Source organism: Flammeovirgaceae bacterium, assembly GCA_015180985.1.
In the GTDB taxonomy this organism is placed as follows: Bacteria; Bacteroidota; Bacteroidia; order Cytophagales; family Cyclobacteriaceae; genus UBA2336.
Map to the genome: position 1 here is coordinate 2,158,394 of CP054185.1, position 18,266 is coordinate 2,176,659.

Sequence of the window (18,266 nt, forward strand, 5' to 3'; positions counted from 1 at the left end):
CTATGCAGAAAATATTGAAATACGGATTTGCTCTCTTTCTGTGTAGTGCAGGTATTGTTGCTTCTGCTCAGGACCTTCAGTTCTCTCAATATTACAATGCCCCTTTGTATCTGAACCCGGGCTTTGCAGGCATCACCCCACAACAACGCCTGGTGGCCAATCACCGCATGCAGTGGCCCAACCTGCCACAGGCTTTCGTTACCTATGCATTTTCCTATGACATCTTCGTGGAGGAACTTCGCAGTGGTTTTGGTTTGTTAATGACCACCGATAAAATGGGTTCGGCCGGGTGGCGGACAAATTCACTGAATTTCCTGTATTCGTATAAAGTTAAACTGACGGAAAAACTGGTTTTTTCTCCGGGACTTAATTTTGCATATGGAACAAACGGTATTGATAGAAGTAAAATCAGGCTTGGCGATGGTTTGGAATTCGAACGGGATGGTCAATATTATTCTATCGATCCGGACCAGGATAAAATCGGCCAGCAATCGTATTTTGATGTTGGGGCCGGTGCCTTGCTTTATACCCGGTCGCTGTGGTTTGGCGCTGCCTTTACACATATGAATGAGCCAAACTTATCCGTATTGGGCGATGTAAGCCGTTTACCAATGAAAATGAATTTGCACATTGGCTACCGTATGGATCTTTCCGGTGGTGGCCCCCGCTCAACCATGGTTCGTAATTCCTACCTGACCTGGTCGGCTATGTACAGGCAGCAAGGCCCAACATTTAATCAGTTTGATATTGGCGTGAACTATCACATCGATCCGGTTTCGGTAGGCTTTTGGTATCGAGGAAAACCCTGGCAAAAGTCGGTAGCCGGAAGTATTACACAGGATGCTGCCATTGTTCAGTTAGGACTCTACATGCGCAACCTTACCATTGGTTACAGTTATGACTTTACCGTTTCGGAACTCCAAACAACCTCGGGTGGAGCGCATGAAATTGCACTGATTTACGAGTTCCTCTCCAAGCCAGTGCAGCGTTCGGTAAAGAAAAAATACCGCCTTATTCCCTGCCCGACTTTTAATAGCAAGGAAGGCTTCTGGAATTAACCCAAACGGTACTCACAACATTTGAGTAATTTTGGCTCGTGATGAGTCAATTTAATTACGCTGCAGTTTTAAATAATCCTGTTTTTTCCAGAGTGGGCGAAGTGGCCGATAAGCTGGGCCTGGAGACCTACGTGGTTGGCGGCTTTGTGCGCGATGCGATCATGGGACGGTCATCCAAGGATGTTGATTTTGTTTGTGTGGGCAGCGGTATTGAACTGGCAACAGCCGTAGCTAAAAGCCTGGGCCCTGATGTGCATGTGCATGTGTATAAAAATTTTGGCACAGCGCAGATTCCCTATCAGGAGTTTAATCTTGAATTTGTTGGTGCCCGGAAAGAATCGTATCGCAACGATTCGCGTAAGCCCATTGTAGAAGATGGTACCTTGCAGGATGATCAGCGCAGGCGTGATTTCACCATCAACGCCATGGCCTTTTGCTTAAACCACAATCAGTTTGGTGAACTGGTGGATCCGTTTGACGGAATAACGGATATCAAAAAGAAAATTATTCGCACACCAACGGATCCGAAAATTACTTTTTCAGACGATCCCCTGCGCATGATGCGCGCCATTCGCTTTGCCTCACAACTTGGATTTGACATTGAGCCCGATACGTATGCAGCCATTGTTGAAATGGCCGATCGGATAATCATTGTTTCGCAGGAGCGCATTACGGATGAACTCAATAAAATTATTCTTAGTCCGGTTCCCTCATACGGTTTTAAATTACTTTTTCACAGCGGTTTACTAAACCGGTTCTTTCCTGAATTAGTGTTGCTTCACGGTGTGGAATATGTCGGCAACAAGGCCCATAAGGATAATTTCTTCCACACGTTGCAGGTGCTGGATAATGTGGCGAACGTGTCGGCCGATTTATGGCTGCGCTGGGCAGCCATCCTCCACGATATAGCCAAGCCGCAAACCAAGCGATACGATAAAGAGCATGGCTGGACCTTTCACGGCCACGAGGATAAAGGTGCGCGCATGGTGCCCGGTATTTTCAGGCGATTGAAACTGCCGATGGATGAGAAGATGAAGTTTGTGCAAAAACTGGTGCGCCTTCACCTGCGGCCCATTCCACTGGCCAAAGAAGTAACCGACTCAGCCATCCGCAGGCTGTTGTTCGATGCAGGTGATGATATTAATGCCTTGATGAAATTATGCCGGGCCGACATTACCTCAAAAAATATCGATAAAAAAGGTCGTTTCCTTAAAAATTTTGACCTGGTAGAGCGAAAGATGACCGAAGTAGAAGAGAAAGACAGGATAAGAAACTTTCAACCACCCGTTACCGGAGACGAGATTATCCGGATGTTTAACCTGACCCCGGGCCCCCTAATCAAGGAGATAAAAGAGGAGATAAAGGAGGCTATTCTTGACGGTACCATCCGTAATGACAGAAACGAAGCAATGGAGTTTATGCTCAAAAAAGCCCGGGAACGGGGCTTGGAGCCAGTGAGTTAGTGCCCGTGCAACCTTTCATTGGCTGGGTTGTCATTCTTAAACTGAAATTATCACTTGAGATCTGAATCACTGAATCCTCACTTTGAGTTGATTGAACGCTGTAAGCGAGGCGAGGAGCAGGCGTATTTTAAGTTGTATCAGCTATATGCTAAATCCATGTTTAACACGGCCGTACGGATAACCGGACAAGCTGATGAAGCGGAAGATGTGCTGCAGGAAGCGTTTATCAGTGCATTTAGAAACCTTGCAGAATACCGTGGAGATGCCAGTTTCGGTTCGTGGCTGAAGCGGATCGTGATAAACAAGGCAATCAACACGCTTAAAAAACGAAAGTTAGATTTAGTGCCGGAAGATGAAACATTTGATGTTGCCGAAGAGCCGGAGACACACTATAAGCCGGAGTTAACCGTTGAACGGGTACGTGCTGCCATCATGCAACTGCCGGATGGCTACCGGGCGGTGTTGTCGCTGTATTTGCTGGAAGGTTATGATCACCAGGAAATTGCCGGCATTCTTCAGATAACCGAGTCAACATCCAAATCGCAGTTGAACCGGGCTAAGAGCAAATTAAAACAACTATTAACCGTAAACACGTCAGACTATGGAAAACAAAATTGAAGATTTTATACGGACTAACCGTAACGAGTTTGATGATCGCAACCCATCTGCAGCGGCATGGTATAAAATTCAGCCTACCTTAAGCCGTAACAGGGGATGGATTTATGCTTTGCCTTTTTGGCGTGCGGCTGCCGTAGTGTTTATGGTAACCTCGGCCTGGCTGCTGGTGCAAAGGTTTTGGGATAATCAAAGGCAGCATGCAGTGTTGCGCGAATTTCAGGATGTGGAGTCTTTTTATATTGAACAGATTGCCGAAAAAATCGAACTGATTGAGGCTAACAATGAGGCAGAGAATGGATTGAATGGCTTTACGCACGATTTCCGGCAACTTGAAGCCATGTATCAGGTGCTGAAGGAAGAGATGAGACATAGGCCGAGTAAGCAGGTAAAAGATGCCCTGGTGCTTAACCTGCTCGTGCGGATTGATTTATTGAATCAGCAGTTACACAAACTTGAGAAAGCCGATTGGACGGAGAACGATAAAAAACCGGCAGCCATTTAGCTTTAGTATGCTGTCGCCAGTTCAAAGGGTTCTTTAGCCGAGTCAATTACTTTGCCGTTCTCACATTTTAATACGCGGCTTGGAAACTTTTTTATAAGGCCGTAGTCGTGTGTAGCCATCAGCACGGCTGTTCCGCTGTTGTTGATTTGTTGAAATAACTTCAGGATGCCATGCGATACCTCCGGATCAAGATTTCCGGTGGGTTCATCGGCAATCAGAATTACCGGTTCGTTAATCATGGCCCGGGCGATAACCACGCGCTGTTGCTCTCCACCAGAAAGTTGGTGGGGCATTTTTTTCTCTACAGCGCCAAGTCCAACCTGCATTAACACTTCGCTGAGCCGTGCTTTGATCTTGGCCGTATCGCGCCAGCCGGTAGCTTTCATAACAAACAGCAGGTTATCGGCAACGGTGCGATCGGGAAAAAGCTGGAAATCCTGGAAGATAATTCCAAGTTTTCTGCGAAGAAGAGGAACCTGCGATGATTTAATTCCCCTGATGTTGAACCCTGCCACGCTGATATCGCCAAGCCGGAGGGGCAAATCGGCATAGAGGGTTTTTAGCAGGGAGGATTTTCCTGACCCGGTGCGTCCTACCAGAAAAACAAACTCGCCTTTTTCAATATCAAAATTAATATCGGCCAGCACGGTGTTACTGTCCTGGAAGATGTGCGCATCTTTAACACGAATAACCGGGTCGGTGGAGAACATAAATTTTAACCGTTAGCTTTTTTATGGTCAGCCAGAAATTTCTCCAGGCCAATATCGGTTAACGGATGTTTCAGCAGGCCTGTTATTACGGCCAGGGGGCATGTGGCTACATCAGCACCAATCTCGGCACATTTAATCAGGTGCATTACATGGCGGATGGATGCGGCCAGTATCTCGGTTTCAAAACCGTAGTTATTGTAAATCAGCCGGATTTGAGCGATAAGCTCAAGGCCATCCTGCGATACATCATCCAGGCGTCCTAAAAATGGTGATACATAACTTGCACCGGCTTTGGCGGCCAGGATGGCTTGACCCGCAGAAAACACCAGCGTGCAGTTGGTGCGGATGCCCTCCGATGAAAATTTCTTCAGCGCTTTAACGCCATCTTTAATCATGGGCACCTTTACTACAATTTTGTCATCAATTTTAGCCAGTTCCCTTCCTTCCTTAAGTATGTTCTCATAATCCGTGGCGATTACCTCGGCACTTACATTGTTATCGACAATATTGCAGATGGCCTTGTAATGCGCTTTGATGTTGGCTTCGCCCGTTATGCCTTCTTTGGCCATCAGCGAAGGATTGGTGGTTACGCCATCCAGTACGCCTAAATCGTAAGCTTCTTTAATTTCGTTCAGGTTGGCGGTATCAATAAAAAATTTCATGGGTTGTAGTGGTTTGTCTGTAAAATTAACAATCGGATAAATAAAAAATGGCAAACCAACATCGCACCGCTACAACCGCCTACCCTTGCTACCTTCCGGTCCTGGGGGAGTTCAGCAGGAGCTGGTCGTGCCGGCTTGCCGGGCGCAAATATACTTTAATTTTAACTTTGAACCTTGAACTTTTGAACTCGCCCCTCACACCAGACCGGACAGATAGAGGTTAAATTCAAGCGGATTACAAGGCTCAAATGCATCGGCTTTCAGGTCATCAAAAATATGTTCATCAAACTCCAGTTCCCGCAGGGCTGTTTCACCTTTCGGAGTGCGTGTAATTTCAGTGCCCGTGTAATGGATGGGATTTACCTTTACCAGGATAAGGTTGCCGTTTAGTGTTTTTTTAAAATACTGGTGTACGATATTCTGGTTTTTTGCCATGATCCCTTAGCTTCGTTCCATGCAATTGCCTATGCCTGAATCCATTGTGGCCGGTAACCTTGTTCTCAGGCGGCTAAGGTACGAAGATGCCGAAGAAATTTTCTTTACCTATGCCAGTAAGCCAGAAGGCACCCGCTATGTGTCGTGGCCAACGCACCAGCGATTAAAAGACACCCGCGATTTTCTGCGCTATGCCGTTAATTCCTGGAACAGGGGACTTGATTATTCCTTTAGTATCCGGTTGGCTGATTCCAACCGGCTTGTAGGGAGCATTGGCGCGATTAACGATACAGGTAAAATTCAGTTCGGTTATTTCATTGCCCCTTCGCAGTGGGGGCGGGGTTATGCCACCGCGGCAACAAAGGCTTTGCTTGCTGTTTTGAAGTCGATGCCGGGTATAAAAAGCATTAAAACTTTTGTTGATGCCGAAAATGCCGCGTCCATACGGGTATTACAAAAATGCGGACTTGTTGAGGAAGCACGCATACCTGCCTACTACCGGTTTGTAAACCAGAATAACCAGGCTAAGGAGTGTATTCTGTTTAAACTGGAACTGCCGGCTCCGGTATCGGGAGATTAATTTCAGTGATTAGTTCTGCTTCCAGTTGGTCAGCCCATGCTTCGAGGTAACAAATTACATCATCCTTCACATTGAACGACAGGTTGCGCCTGGCATTGGGCAGGTTCCGTTTCACCGAAGGACCGGAAAGGCGCTCCAGGTGTTTAAGGTCGTCAATGTCAAATCCAAACTTCAGCACGGTGGCAATAAGTTCATCCATAGGCAGGCCGCTGGCCGGGCAATAATCGTTTAACTGCTCGGTCCAGTCGCCATGGCGCTGCATGGCCATTCTATGAATTTCGTCCTTGCGTAGCCGGGTTATTTGTTGAGCCAGAAACCCGCAGTTACAAAGACCCATGTGGCCCCATTGGTAGGCCGTGCTTTTTCTGAGGGCTTCGGCTGTTTTGCGGAGAATGTCAATAACTTCGGGGGTAACGTGTGCCATACATCCGGAACAGTTTTAACCGGAATAAGTTACAAAAAGTACCGGGGAATTTTGTATTTCAGTGATTGTTGCTATACTTGCGCAGCAAGAGAATTAGAATACTATATGGGCAAGGGTGATAAAAAGTCGAAGAAAGGCAAGCGCTGGATAGGTTCGTACGGTGTATCCCGCAACCGAAAGGCTATTAAAGCCCGGTTAAAGCGCACTGCATCGAAATCAGCAAAACCAGTGGCGGAAGGTGCAACAGCCGGAGCAACTTCAAAGCCGCGTAAGGTATCCCGCAAAAAGGCATCAGCATAATTGATTAAAGGCTATGAAAGGAATGATGAACACAGCATGGTGGTGGCATATATCAGGATTTGATATGTGAACAGCCGCATTGTGTTTATTGTATAAGCCCGGGGGCCCGCTGTTCACAGCGGGCCCCCGGTGTTTTTATACAGTTAATCAAAGCCCATGAACAAGAAATTTAAACTTACTACCCTTTACAAACGAATATTAGCCGATACACTTACCCCGGTTAATATCTACCTGAAATTTCGAGATGAATTTTCAGACTGCATTATGTTGGAGAGCTCTGACTACCATGGGCAGGAAAACAGCCTTTCGATGATCTGCTGCCAACCGTTGGCCAGTATCAAGGTGTATAACAACACGATTTTAACCTCGTTACCCGATGGCCGGTTAACCGCCAAGCCAATTCGGAGCGCCTCCGAAGTGCTGGCATCGCTTGAGTTGTTCAGGCGAACCTTTGTGGCCGATGCAGCGGGTGCGCCAAATTTACCCGGTGCCGGCTTGTTTGGTTACATGGCCTATGATGCCCTGAAGTTTTTTGATAGTGTTCCGGTAACTGCGCGGCAAGCGTTATTGCCCGAAATATGGTACACCCTTTACCAGGTGGTTATCATTATTGATCATTTTCACAATGAACTTACGCTTACCGGTAATTTTGTCGATGGGAAAACCGATGCAGGCCTGCTTGATCGGATTGAGAAGCTCATTTACAGGGAGCGCAGTGCGGTGTACCCGTTCAGGCGCGTGAGTAGCGAAACAGCAACGGTTACCGGCCCTGAATTTCTGGCAATGACACGTAAAGCCTTGCAGCACTGCCATCGCGGTGATGTGTTTCAACTGGTGCTCTCCAGGCGATTTACCACCACATTTCAGGGCGATGAGTTTAATGTATACCGCGCCCTGCGTTCCATCAACCCTTCGCCTTACCTGTTTTATTTCGATTATGGCAATTTTAAACTCTTTGGTTCTTCCCCGGAGGCGCAACTCCGCATCCAGAAAGATGTAGCAACTATTTTTCCGATTGCCGGCACCTTCAGGCGTACCGGTGATGATGCAACCGATGCTGAACTGGCCAGGCGTTTGGCAGCCGATGCCAAAGAAAATGCCGAGCACATCATGCTTGTTGATTTGGCCCGTAACGACTTAAGCCGTTATGCCGAAAAGGTTCGGGTTGAAGTTTTTAAGGAAATTCAATACTACTCCCATGTCATCCACCTCGTATCCAAAGTCAGCGGAGTGCTGTCCTCAAAAGAAAGTGCGATTCAACTGGCGGCTTCAACCTTTCCTGCCGGCACCCTTTCGGGTGCACCAAAACACATGGCAATGAAACTTATTGATGCCTATGAACCTGTTAACCGTGGCTTTTACGGTGGGGCTATCGGGTATATCGGTTTTAACGGTGACTATAACCATGCTATAATGATTCGAACCTTTATGAGTAAAGACAACAGGCTGATTTACCAGGCCGGTGCCGGTATTGTGGCACAGTCTGATCCGGAAACGGAATTACAGGAAGTTAATAATAAGCTTTTTGCACTGCGCGATGCGGTGCAAATGGCCGAAACCATAAGCCGATGAAGATTCTGATTCTCGACAATTACGATTCATTTACCTATAACCTGGTACACATTGTCAAGGAGTTGGGTTACACCTGCGAAGTGTTCAGAAATGATGCCATCGCACCCGAACAGGTGAGTGTCTATGATAAAATTTTATTATCGCCTGGTCCGGGCATACCCGATGAAGCCGGCATATTAAAGGAAGTAGTTCGAATGTATGCCTCCTCAAAAAGTATTCTTGGTATTTGCCTTGGCCACCAGGCAATTGCCGAGGTGTTCGGTGGCACCTTGTATAATATTCCCAGGCCCCTGCATGGCGTTACTTCTATAGCAACTGTGTTGCAGCCGGATGAGTATTTGTTTCAACGTATTGAACCGCGTTTCCAGGTTTGTCATTACCACTCGTGGGCGGTTAACCCGGAAAATTTACCCACCTGCCTGGAAGCAATTGCTGGTAATGAAGAAGGACTGATTATGGGTATCAGGCATACCGCGTACGATGTCCGTGGTTTGCAGTTCCACCCGGAGTCGATCATGACACCGGCAGGCCCTGCTATTATCAAAAACTGGCTAACCCAACGTGTATGAAAACTGTATTAAACGATCTGACTCAACTGGAGCGCCTAACCGCGTATGATGCCAGGCAGGTATTGATGGAACTGGCTTCGGGTAAATACAATGCAAGTCAGTTGGCGGCCTTCCTGACGGTGTACATGATGCGCCCGATAACCCTGGATGAACTGCGCGGCTTCCGCGATGCCATGCTTGAATTGTGTGTTCCGGTAACGCTTGATAAACCCGTGATGGATGTATGCGGAACCGGTGGAGACGGAAAAAATACATTCAATATCTCTACGCTCTCTGCTTTTGTTGTCGCAGCCGCTGGCCAGCCGGTAGCCAAGCACGGCAACTATGGGGTTTCATCGCCTTGCGGCTCCTCCAATGTGCTTGAATATTTCGGCTACCGATTTACAGGAGATGCAGATACGTTGAAACGAAGCCTGGATAAGGCAAACATCTGTTTTATGCATGCCCCGTTGTTTCATCCGGCTATGAAAAGCGTGGCCCGGGTAAGACGGGAGTTGGGCGTGAAAACATTTTTTAACATGCTTGGACCGATGGTTAATCCGGCTTTTCCTCAAAAACAGTTTATCGGGGTTTTTAGTCTTGAACTGGCACGGCAATATGCTTACCTCTATCAGCAAACTGATAAACAGTTTATGGTTGTGCATTCAACTGATGGTTACGATGAGATTTCGTTAACCGGTAACTTTAAATACTTCAACAATTCAGGTGAGGGGTTGGTTGCTCCCTCCGATCTGGGCTTCATTCCTGTGGAGGCTTCTGCTATTTCGGGCGGGGCAACGGTTGAAGAATCGGCAGCGATTTTTCTTAACGTATTGAAAAACCAGGCTACCCCGCAGCAACTGGCTGTGGTGATTGCCAATGCCGCCATTGCACTGAACTGTGCTAACCCAAAAGTTGCTATAGAAGACGCTTTATTCAAGGCGCGTGAGGCACTGGAATCCGGAAAGGCCTACCAGGTATTTCAACTATTTATCAATCTGCCATGAAAAAAGATGTATTAGGCGAAATTATTGCGGCTAAACGGCAGGAGGTGGAACTGAGGAAACAACAGGTTCCGGCTGGCTATCTCGTCAGGTCTGAAGAGTATAACCGAACCTGCTATTCGTTAAAGCAGCAACTTCTCAACAGAGGTAGCAGCGGCATTATTGCTGAATTTAAAAGACGATCGCCTTCAGGTGGATTTAGTAATACTGTTGCCGGGCCGGAAGCAGTTGCACGGGGGTACCTGCGGGCCGGAGCAGTTGCTGTATCGGTACTTACCGATACTTCGTTTTTTGGCGGGAGCCTCACCGACCTGCAGGTTATCAGAAAAGCAGTACCATGCCCGATTTTGCGAAAGGATTTTATTATAGATGAATACCAGGTGCATGAGTCTAAGCAGGCCGGAGCCGATGTTATTCTTTTGATTGCTTCGGTGCTGACGCCCGACCAGGTGCTTTCGCTAACGGCATGCGCCCATCAGGCAGGTATGGAAGTTGTGCTTGAGGTGCACAACGAAGAGGAACTTGATGCGAACCGGAATACTCAGGCAGATATTATTGGGGTGAATAATCGTGATTTAAAAACCCTTCATGTTTCTGTCGAAACGTCCATCCGGCTGGCCGGAATGATGCCCGCCAACTGTGTACGTATAGCCGAGAGTGGAATAGAAAACCCTTTTGAGGTGATTGGCTTGAAACGGCTTGGTTACCATGGATTCCTTATCGGGCAGCATTTTATGCAGCAACAGGATCCGGCTGCGGCCTGTTTTGAATTTATTCAAGGGGTAGAGCAAACCGGATCAAACAAATAAAATCATGGATCGGTTAAAAATTAAAATTTGCGGTATGCGCGAAAGTGACAATTGCAATGCGGTGGCCCGATTGAAGCCCGATTTACTTGGCTTTATCTATTATCCGCACTCGCCACGGTTTGTAGGAATGGATTTTACCATGCCGGTTGGGTTGCCCGCCTCAGTGATTAAGGTGGGTGTATTCGTAGATGAAGATCCCGTCCGTATAAAAGAAATTGTTCAGCGTTCTGGCCTTAATGCAGTTCAGCTGCATGGAAATGAATCACCGGCAACATGTGCTTTGTTAAAAGAACAGGTTCCGGTTGTAATTAAGTCGTTTGCCGTTGATGACGCTTTCTGTTTTGATAACACCCGCGCATACACCAGGTCGGTTGACTACTTTCTGTTTGATACCCGTGGCGAAAAACCCGGGGGCAATGGACTGACTTTTAACTGGAGCGTATTGAAAAATTACCGGTTTCATACACCGTTTTTTCTGAGTGGCGGCATTCATCCAAACAACATTTCACAAGTAAGTGCTCTAAAACATCCCCGGCTTGCCGGAGTCGATCTGAACAGCGGATTTGAAGTAAGACCCGGCAAGAAAGATCCGGATGCTTTGCGCAGCGCTTTTCATCTGTTAAACAAAGAAATATGATGCGGTACAACGTTGATATAAACGGATATTACGGAGATTTTGGTGGTGCTTTTATACCTGAATTACTGCACGCTAACATCGAAGAACTCAGGCAAAACTACCTGACCATAGTGAATGACGAATCGTTTAGCACCGAGTTTACTCGGCTGTTACACGATTATGCCGGCCGTCCTACACCTTTATACTTCGCTTCGCGGTTATCGGAAAAATACCATGCGCGTATTTACCTGAAGCGTGAAGATCTGTGCCATACCGGTGCGCATAAAATCAATAACACCATCGGGCAGATACTGTTGGCCAGGCGCTTAAATAAGCAGAAGATAATTGCTGAAACAGGTGCCGGCCAGCACGGTGTAGCCACCGCCACGGTATGCGCATTGATGGGAATGCCCTGCACCGTGTACATGGGGCAACTGGATATGGAACGGCAGCGGCCCAATGTAGAACGAATGAAATTGCTGGGCGCACTGGTAGTGCCGGTCACTTCCGGTAACAAAACCCTTAAAGATGCTACCAATGAAGCCCTGCGCCATTGGATTGGCCATCCTAAGGACACGCATTATATAATCGGGTCAGTGGTAGGTCCGCACCCGTATCCGGATATGGTTGCCCGATTTCAATCGGTAATCAGTCATGAAATGAAGTACCAGTTAATCGAAAAAGAAGGTAATCCTTACCCCGATTATGTAATTGCCTGTGTTGGCGGAGGCAGCAATGCGGCCGGTTGTTTTTATCATTACCTCGATGATGAGCCTGTTAACCTGGTTGGCGTTGAAGCAGCGGGAAAGGGCGTTGATACGGGGCAGTCGGCTGCAACCACGGTACTTGGCCGACCCGGCATTTTACATGGCAGTAAAACGCTGCTTATGCAGACCGATGATGGCCAGGTGGTTGAGCCATATTCCATTTCGGCAGGCCTTGACTATCCGGGCATTGGCCCGCTTCATGCTGAGTTGCACAGAAATGGCCGTGTTACGTTTATCCATGCATCTGACGATGAAGCGATGCTTGCCGGCCTGGAGCTTTGCCGGATGGAGGGTATTATACCGGCTATTGAAAGCGCGCATGCGCTTGCGGCATTAGCGAAACTTAGTTTTGATAAAGATGACGTAGTAGTTGTCAATCTATCAGGAAGAGGAGATAAGGATCTGGAAACCTACATCCGGTGGAATGATGAAAAATGAGTATGCAGTAATCTGTTGTAGAATGAGTTATGTTTGCTTTCTTCTTTCCGTTTTATAATTAAAATATTTTATAGTATGGATTCTAATAAATCATTTCTTTTTTACCTGGTGGTAGGTATGCTTACGGGCTGCAGCGGCCCACAAAAGCAAAATGAAACCACGTTTGATGTTGAGGCTTACAAAAAAGAAATTGCAGGCTGGCAACAGCAACGCAATGCTTACCAGGTTAGTGAAAACGGCTGGGTGAACCTGGCCGGGTTGTTTTGGTTAAAGGAAGGCATTAATTCATTTGGAAGCGCAAAATCAAATGACCTGGTATTTCCTCAGGGTAAAATTCCTGAACAGGCGGGCTATTTTGTTGTGCAAGGTAATACAGTTACGGTAAACGGAAACAACGGAGTTATTTTCACGCGTAACGGAAAGGAAAGCAATGGCGGCATTTTGTTTCATCCGGATTCAGCGCAGATTACCATGGCCTATGGGCCCCTGCGCTGGTTTGTAATTAAGCGGGAGGCTAAACTGGGTATACGCCTGCGTGATCTTGAACATCCGCTGCTGAAAGAGTTTAAGGGAATTGAGTTTTACCCAGTTGATCCGGCCTGGCGCCTGGAGGGAACGGTAGAGTGGGCCGATTCGTCACGAACTATTGAAATCACCAACGTATTGGGTCAAACACTGCAGCAACGATCGGTAGGAACCTTGGTATTCGATTATGCGGGAGCAACCTACCGCCTGGATGCGCTTGATGAAGGCAACAATGAATTCTTCATCATTTTTGGCGATGAAACAAACGCCCGCGAGACCTATGGTGCCGGCAGGTACCTGTATGTGCCGCTGCCCGACAGTACCGGCCGGGTAGTTATTGATTTCAACAGAGCATACAACCCGCCTTGTGCCTTTACCGAGTTTGCCACATGTCCTTTGCCTCCGAAACAAAACATATTGCCTTTTCCTGTAAAGGCCGGTGAAAAGAATTATGGTGATCACTAAATTTCAAAATCGCCTGGATGAACTGTTTTCCACCAGGAAGCAGGGCATTCTTTCCGTTTTTTATACAGCGGGGTTTCCCCGGCTGGACGATACAGTGCGAATTGCCCGTGAACTTGAGCAGGCCGGTGCTGATATGATTGAAATCGGAATACCCTTTTCGGACCCGATAGCCGATGGACCGGTTATTCAACACAGTAATACTATAGCGGTTGGTAATGGTATAACGCTAAGCACAATTTTCCGGCAGGTTGAAGTCATCCGCAACACCGTACAACTGCCGATTGTACTGATGGGTTACCTGAACCCGGTTATTCAGTTTGGGATGGAACTTTTTGTTTCCGAATGCTCCCGTACCGGAGTTGACGGTGTTATCCTTCCGGATTTGCCGCTTGATGAATACTTGGCCCGGTATCAGGAATTATTCGGGCAGCACAGGGTTTATTTGTCGTTTCTTATTACTCCGACAACACCCCCGGATCGAATACGGCTGCTGGATGAGTTTAGCAGTGGTTTTATTTATGCCGTTGCAGCTTCCGGCACAACCGGAGCAAGAGCGTTATTTAGTGCTGATCAGCTAACGTATTTTCAGCAATTAAAGGATATTAACCTTAAAAACCCTTTCCTCATCGGCTTTGGTATATCCAATCAGGCAACTTTTAGGGAGGCTTGCCGCTATGGAGCAGGTGCTATCGTTGGAAGTGCGTTTATTCAGGCACTTTCAGAGAATAAGCAGATTGACAAATACATTAAATCCATGAGGAGCTAAATAAAAAGTCCCGGGTAGCTCCGGGACTTTTACGATGTGCAGCAGTACCGTAAAAACGTTTCGGGTTTGTTGTTGCAGGTCTTAAAGAGCCTTGAAGAAAACGTTTCGGCTAACAACTGCTTCAGGTACCCGCCTTAGTGTACTTCAATGGCTTTCGGTTTTACCTTGGCCTCCACTTCTTTTGGAAGTACGAGACGGAGAATGCCATTTTCATACCGCGCATCAACTTTATCGGTCTTCACATTTTCAGGTAATGTGAAAGAACGGCTGAACTTGCTGTAGTTGTACTCTTTGCGGGTGTAGTTCTTTTCTTTGCTTTCTTTTTCCATTTCCTTTTCGCAGGCGATGGTCAGAACGCCATTTTCCACCGTAATGTTGAAATCTTTTTTGTCGAGACCAGGCGCAGCCAGTTCAATCTCAAACTCCTTTTCTTTTTCAACAACATTAACAGCAGGTACAACGTGCATCCGCTTCATCCAGTCGGCATCGAAGAAGCGATCGTTGTCAAAGAAGTCGGTCAGCCAACCTTCGTTAAACAGCGAAGGAAATCCGGTTCTTTTCATCAGTGTCATACTTCCTCCTTTTTTTAATTTGTGGTATGAAGTAAAAACCGGATTACAAGAAATGCCATGACTCACAACATATCCGGTGGCTGATATTTATCAGGTTTTTTGTGATCTACGTACTTGTTAAGGTTTATTTAATTAAGAGGTCCTTCGCCACGCTTTTGGGCGTGGCTCACGACTATAATTCGTTTCGTTATGCTGAGCGCAGCGAAGCATCTGTTGTTTTCATGACCCAACTATGAGGTCCTTCGCGCAGCTCAGGACTACAATTTGTTTTGTTATATTGAACGTGGCGGAACATCTCTTATTCTGTATTCAATTTAAAAGGGCCTGACTTCATTTTTTTTGTTATGCTGAGCCGCGCTCCGGGCGTGGCGAAGCATCTCCTACGTACTTGTTAAGGTTTATTTAATTAAGAGGTCCTTCGCCACGCTTTTGGGCGTGGCTCAGGACAGCAGTATGTTTTTTGCAATGTTGACCCACGCGCCAACGTGGCGAAGCATCTCTTGTTTTGTTGCACCTGCCTGCAAACAGGCCTCAGCGGTAAGGTTAACGCATTTACTCTGAAGGGCTAAAGTTAGGCACCGTAATAACCGGCCCGAAGAACAAAGCGTTCAGAAACAGTTTATTGGTACCATACCAGGTGCCTCTGAAATTCGGGTTATCCGAAAACATGATGATCCGACCCTGGCCATCGCCACTTAAAAGAATGGCGGCCGAATTGGCTACTTTGGGTGCTGTAGCTTTATGCAGGTAGCCGCCAATCAATGGGTTGGCCTTGTATTTTGCTACCGTGGTGTATGGGTTTTTGCTGGGTTGCAGAAAGGTTAAGCCATTACGGTAAACAGCTACATTTCGATCGGTGTATCCAAAGCCAATCGGGTTGGTAATGTCCAGGTCAACCTGAAAGATGGAGCCACCAATATTACGTGCTCCTTCTTTATTGGCAGCATCTTCATAATTAACACGCGGCTTGTTTTTAACCGTATCGGTGGGCACCAGCTTTTCTTTGGTAAGCCCCTGTTTAATGGCCCATTCGCTGGCGGTTTTAAAAGTGATGAGTGTGCCTCCGTTTTGTATCCAGGTTTTAAACTTATCGACCGTGGGCTTATCAGTAGGATAAGTTCCGCTTACCATTACCACTACATTGTAGTCATTCCAGTTTACCCGCCCGATGTTTGAAACGTCAACTTTGGTAATCGGCATCCCAATGCGTTGGTCAAGCAGGTGCCACACTTCTCCCGCTTCATAGCCAGAAACGCCATTACCAATAAGCATGGCTGCGCTAATTTTTTTTAACGGAACGGCAAACCCCGAACCCAGGTCAATGCCTTTAACATTGTACCCGGTTTCAACCGAATAAACTTCGGTAGCGCAGGCAGTGCTTACTTGCTTCATCCGGTCGTAAAGCTGGTCGGCATTTAGTGCTTGCTGCTGCACCGGTATGATAAATGTGCCTTGACGGAAATTTTTTTCCTTTCCGTTAATAAGTGCGCTAAATGATTTAAAAGCAGTTTTAACAATTACGTGATGCTGCTGGAGTTGATGCAGTACTTTATGGGCCTGGTAATCGGTTTGCTCTATCAGGTAGGCGTAGTTGCTCCGCGTGACCGGTGCCGCAGTTTTTTCCAAATCTTTTGCAATGCGCTCTCCTTTTGTAACCGGTCCGCGAATTTCACTATGTGGCATATTAAAAGCGTGCACCAGCGACCAGGTGGAAGCATCGTAAAAAATACTATCGGTATAGGTAATGTCTTTTTCAAAAGCCGAGCGTACCATGATGTAGTTGGGTTGTTCGGTGGGCACGATGTAGGCTTTTCCTTTTTCAAAGCTTTTGCCTGCTATGGCCATATCGCGTTGCAGGTCGTACACTTCGATGTCGTGCATGCGAAGCAGGTTAACAAAGGCAAAGGTTCGGTTTATGTCGCTGGCATCGCCAAACACATAGCCCTTAACCGGGTTGGCTTTGGCTTGATTGGCCGTTGTACGGAAGAAGTTTAACCGGAGGTTGATTAGCGTTTCTCGTTCGGCCAAAGAGGCACGGATGGTTGCCAGTGAAGCAACAAATTGATTTCGGATGGTAAATGCAAACGTAATCGGAATGGTGGTTGTTTCCTGCAAGTGTCCGCGGGAACTGGCCTGCTCGAACAGAAATCCGGCACCTCCGTAAAAGTTTACATAGCTGGAACCATAACCCGGATAGAGTTTGTCGAAGGCTTCCTTTGTAAAGTATTGCGAGCCGATGCCATCCATGGCTTTGGCAAAGTATTCACCAAATTTCGGATACAGCACATCGTAAAGTTGGGCAGGAACAATAGGGTTGTTGCTGCTGTATTTTCCGGGGTCAAAATAAAAGGTGGAGTTGGTGCCCATTTCATGGTGGTCGGTCATCACGTAAGGTCGCCACTGGTGAAAGAGTTTCAGCCGGTTACGGCTTTCGGGATGCACACCCAGAAACCAGTCGCGGTTCAGATCAAACCAGTAGTGATTGGTTCGGCCCCCCGGCCACACTTCATTGTGTTCACGATCCAACGGATCGCCAACCAATGCAGAGGCTTTATGCATGTTGGCCCAATGGCTGTGTCGGTCACGGCCATCGGGATTATAAACCGGGTCGAGCAGAATAACCATGTTCTTCAACCAGTTCAGTGTTTCTTCATCTTCGCTTGCGGTGAGGTAATAAGCGGTAAGCATGGCGGCTTCGGTGCTGGATGGTTCGTTACCGTGCACGTTGTATCCCAACAATATGATCAGCGGAACATTGTTGTGCTGTGTTGATGTATTTCGCTGCAGGTGCTTTTGCCGGATATCTTCCAGGTTCGCATGGTTTTCGGGTGAGGTGATGATGGCTGTGATTTGCGGGCGGTGTTCGTAGGTTTTTCCGATTTCCAGTAGTGTCATCCGGTTGGAGAGGGCATCCAGGGTTTTAAAGTACTCGACCACTTTATCATGACGAGTATGATGGCTGCCGATCGGGTAGCCGAGAAATTGCTCCGGAGCAGGAATCTGGCTGTTTAGTTTTTGAGCTTGTGGATAGAAGTAGCCCGGCTGGGCAACAGCAACATAAATAATCAGTACAAAAGTTATGGTTAGTAAGTGCCTCATAATTGGTTGATTAAAGTTTTTTTGTCATTCTGAGCGTAGTATTTTGTTATTGCTTCGCCACGCTCCGGGCGAAGCATCTCTTGTTTTCATGACCCGAATATGAGGTCCTTCGCGCAGCTCAGGACTACAATTTGTTTTCTTTATATTGACCGTGGCGAAACATCTCTTATTCTGTTAGTCAATTTAAAAGGTCCTGACTTCATTTTTTTTGTTATGCTGAGCACAGCGAAGCATCTCTTGTTTTCATGACCCGAATATGAGGTCCTTCGCGCAGCTCAGGACTACAATTAGTTTTGTTATATTGAACACGCTCCGGACGTGGCGAAGCATCTC

Annotated in this window: 20 protein-coding genes and 1 other RNA gene; 14 read left to right on the forward strand and 7 right to left on the reverse strand. The window is 47.0% G+C overall.

What is annotated here, in order from left to right:
• Positions 1–2: 2 nt before the first annotated feature.
• The 4 genes from HRU69_10080 to HRU69_10095 all read left to right on the forward strand — a co-directional run bounded on the left by HRU69_10080 (position 3) and on the right by HRU69_10095 (position 3,641).
• Positions 3–1,058 (forward strand): type IX secretion system membrane protein PorP/SprF, encoded by a 1,056-nt coding sequence (locus tag HRU69_10080; GenBank protein ID QOI97814.1) that lies wholly within the window; start codon positions 3–5, stop codon positions 1,056–1,058.
• Positions 1,059–1,099: 41 nt separating this feature from the next.
• On the forward strand, positions 1,100–2,521 hold the full coding sequence (locus tag HRU69_10085) for an HD domain-containing protein (GenBank protein ID QOI97815.1): 1,422 nt from the start codon (positions 1,100–1,102) through the stop codon (positions 2,519–2,521).
• A 156-nt stretch (positions 2,522–2,677) separates the two neighbouring features.
• Positions 2,678–3,139 (forward strand): RNA polymerase sigma factor, encoded by a 462-nt coding sequence (locus HRU69_10090; protein QOI98891.1) that lies wholly within the window; start codon positions 2,678–2,680, stop codon positions 3,137–3,139.
• Positions 3,123–3,641 (forward strand): hypothetical protein, encoded by a 519-nt coding sequence (locus HRU69_10095; protein ID QOI97816.1) that lies wholly within the window; start codon positions 3,123–3,125, stop codon positions 3,639–3,641. Before HRU69_10090 ends, HRU69_10095 begins: the two co-directional genes overlap by 17 nt.
• A gap of 2 nt (positions 3,642–3,643) precedes the next feature.
• Here the strand turns inward: HRU69_10095 and HRU69_10100 are convergent, their stop codons facing one another.
• The 4 genes from HRU69_10100 to HRU69_10115 all read right to left on the reverse strand — a co-directional run bounded on the left by HRU69_10100 (position 3,644) and on the right by HRU69_10115 (position 5,448).
• Entirely contained in the window at positions 3,644–4,351 is a 708-nt protein-coding gene (locus tag HRU69_10100) for an ATP-binding cassette domain-containing protein (GenBank protein ID QOI97817.1), read from the reverse strand.
• Between the two features lie 5 nt (positions 4,352–4,356).
• Positions 4,357–5,013 (reverse strand): fructose-6-phosphate aldolase, encoded by a 657-nt coding sequence (fsa, locus tag HRU69_10105; GenBank protein QOI97818.1) that lies wholly within the window; start codon positions 5,011–5,013, stop codon positions 4,357–4,359.
• A gap of 43 nt (positions 5,014–5,056) precedes the next feature.
• Positions 5,057–5,156: signal recognition particle sRNA small type (gene ffs, locus HRU69_10110), an RNA gene on the reverse strand.
• Between the two features lie 52 nt (positions 5,157–5,208).
• Positions 5,209–5,448: a hypothetical protein gene (locus tag HRU69_10115; protein ID QOI97819.1), complete on the reverse strand. Its 240-nt coding sequence runs from the start codon at positions 5,446–5,448 to the stop codon at positions 5,209–5,211.
• A gap of 19 nt (positions 5,449–5,467) precedes the next feature.
• On the opposite strand from HRU69_10115, the gene HRU69_10120 reads away from it, so the two are divergent.
• A complete protein-coding gene (locus HRU69_10120) occupies positions 5,468–6,028 on the forward strand; it encodes a GNAT family N-acetyltransferase (GenBank protein ID QOI97820.1) in 561 nt (186 codons plus the stop codon).
• Here the strand turns inward: HRU69_10120 and HRU69_10125 are convergent.
• Positions 5,991–6,452 (reverse strand): hypothetical protein, encoded by a 462-nt coding sequence (locus tag HRU69_10125; GenBank protein ID QOI97821.1) that lies wholly within the window; start codon positions 6,450–6,452, stop codon positions 5,991–5,993. The genes HRU69_10120 and HRU69_10125 overlap by 38 nt on opposite strands.
• A gap of 105 nt (positions 6,453–6,557) precedes the next feature.
• On the opposite strand from HRU69_10125, the gene HRU69_10130 reads away from it, so the two are divergent.
• From HRU69_10130 to HRU69_10170, 9 genes are all read left to right on the forward strand, one after another.
• Positions 6,558–6,752 carry a 30S ribosomal protein THX gene (locus HRU69_10130; protein QOI97822.1) on the forward strand — a complete coding sequence of 65 codons (195 nt, stop codon included), beginning with the start codon at positions 6,558–6,560 and terminating at the stop codon, positions 6,750–6,752.
• A 156-nt stretch (positions 6,753–6,908) separates the two neighbouring features.
• Positions 6,909–8,324: an anthranilate synthase component I family protein gene (locus HRU69_10135; GenBank protein QOI97823.1), complete on the forward strand. Its 1,416-nt coding sequence runs from the start codon at positions 6,909–6,911 to the stop codon at positions 8,322–8,324.
• The gene (locus HRU69_10140; GenBank protein QOI97824.1) at positions 8,321–8,893 is read left to right on the forward strand and encodes an aminodeoxychorismate/anthranilate synthase component II; all 573 of its coding nucleotides are present in this window, start codon (positions 8,321–8,323) and stop codon (positions 8,891–8,893) included. The genes HRU69_10135 and HRU69_10140 overlap by 4 nt, the downstream gene beginning before the upstream one ends.
• Complete coding sequence (gene trpD / locus HRU69_10145) at positions 8,890–9,879, forward strand: anthranilate phosphoribosyltransferase (protein QOI97825.1); 990 nt, start codon at positions 8,890–8,892, stop codon at positions 9,877–9,879. The genes HRU69_10140 and trpD overlap by 4 nt, the downstream gene beginning before the upstream one ends.
• The gene (gene trpC, locus HRU69_10150) at positions 9,876–10,685 is read left to right on the forward strand and encodes an indole-3-glycerol phosphate synthase TrpC (GenBank protein ID QOI97826.1); all 810 of its coding nucleotides are present in this window, start codon (positions 9,876–9,878) and stop codon (positions 10,683–10,685) included. Before trpD ends, trpC begins: the two co-directional genes overlap by 4 nt.
• 4 nt (positions 10,686–10,689) lie before the next feature.
• On the forward strand, positions 10,690–11,322 hold the full coding sequence (locus HRU69_10155; GenBank protein QOI97827.1) for a phosphoribosylanthranilate isomerase: 633 nt from the start codon (positions 10,690–10,692) through the stop codon (positions 11,320–11,322).
• Positions 11,322–12,506, forward strand: coding sequence for a tryptophan synthase subunit beta (trpB, locus tag HRU69_10160; protein QOI98892.1), 1,185 nt, complete (start codon positions 11,322–11,324; stop codon positions 12,504–12,506). The genes HRU69_10155 and trpB overlap by 1 nt, the downstream gene beginning before the upstream one ends.
• 75 nt (positions 12,507–12,581) lie before the next feature.
• Complete coding sequence (locus tag HRU69_10165) at positions 12,582–13,496, forward strand: DUF1684 domain-containing protein (protein QOI97828.1); 915 nt, start codon at positions 12,582–12,584, stop codon at positions 13,494–13,496.
• Positions 13,483–14,262, forward strand: a complete 780-nt coding sequence (locus HRU69_10170) for a tryptophan synthase subunit alpha (GenBank protein QOI98893.1) — start codon at positions 13,483–13,485, stop codon at positions 14,260–14,262. The genes HRU69_10165 and HRU69_10170 overlap by 14 nt, the downstream gene beginning before the upstream one ends.
• Positions 14,263–14,396: 134 nt before the next feature.
• On the opposite strand, the gene HRU69_10175 is transcribed toward HRU69_10170, so the two are convergent.
• Both HRU69_10175 and HRU69_10180 read right to left on the reverse strand, forming a co-directional pair.
• Positions 14,397–14,825 (reverse strand): Hsp20/alpha crystallin family protein, encoded by a 429-nt coding sequence (locus HRU69_10175; GenBank protein QOI98894.1) that lies wholly within the window; start codon positions 14,823–14,825, stop codon positions 14,397–14,399.
• 561 nt (positions 14,826–15,386) lie between these two features.
• The gene (locus tag HRU69_10180; GenBank protein ID QOI97829.1) at positions 15,387–17,933 is read right to left on the reverse strand and encodes a zinc carboxypeptidase; all 2,547 of its coding nucleotides are present in this window, start codon (positions 17,931–17,933) and stop codon (positions 15,387–15,389) included.
• Positions 17,934–18,266: the final 333 nt, after the last annotated feature.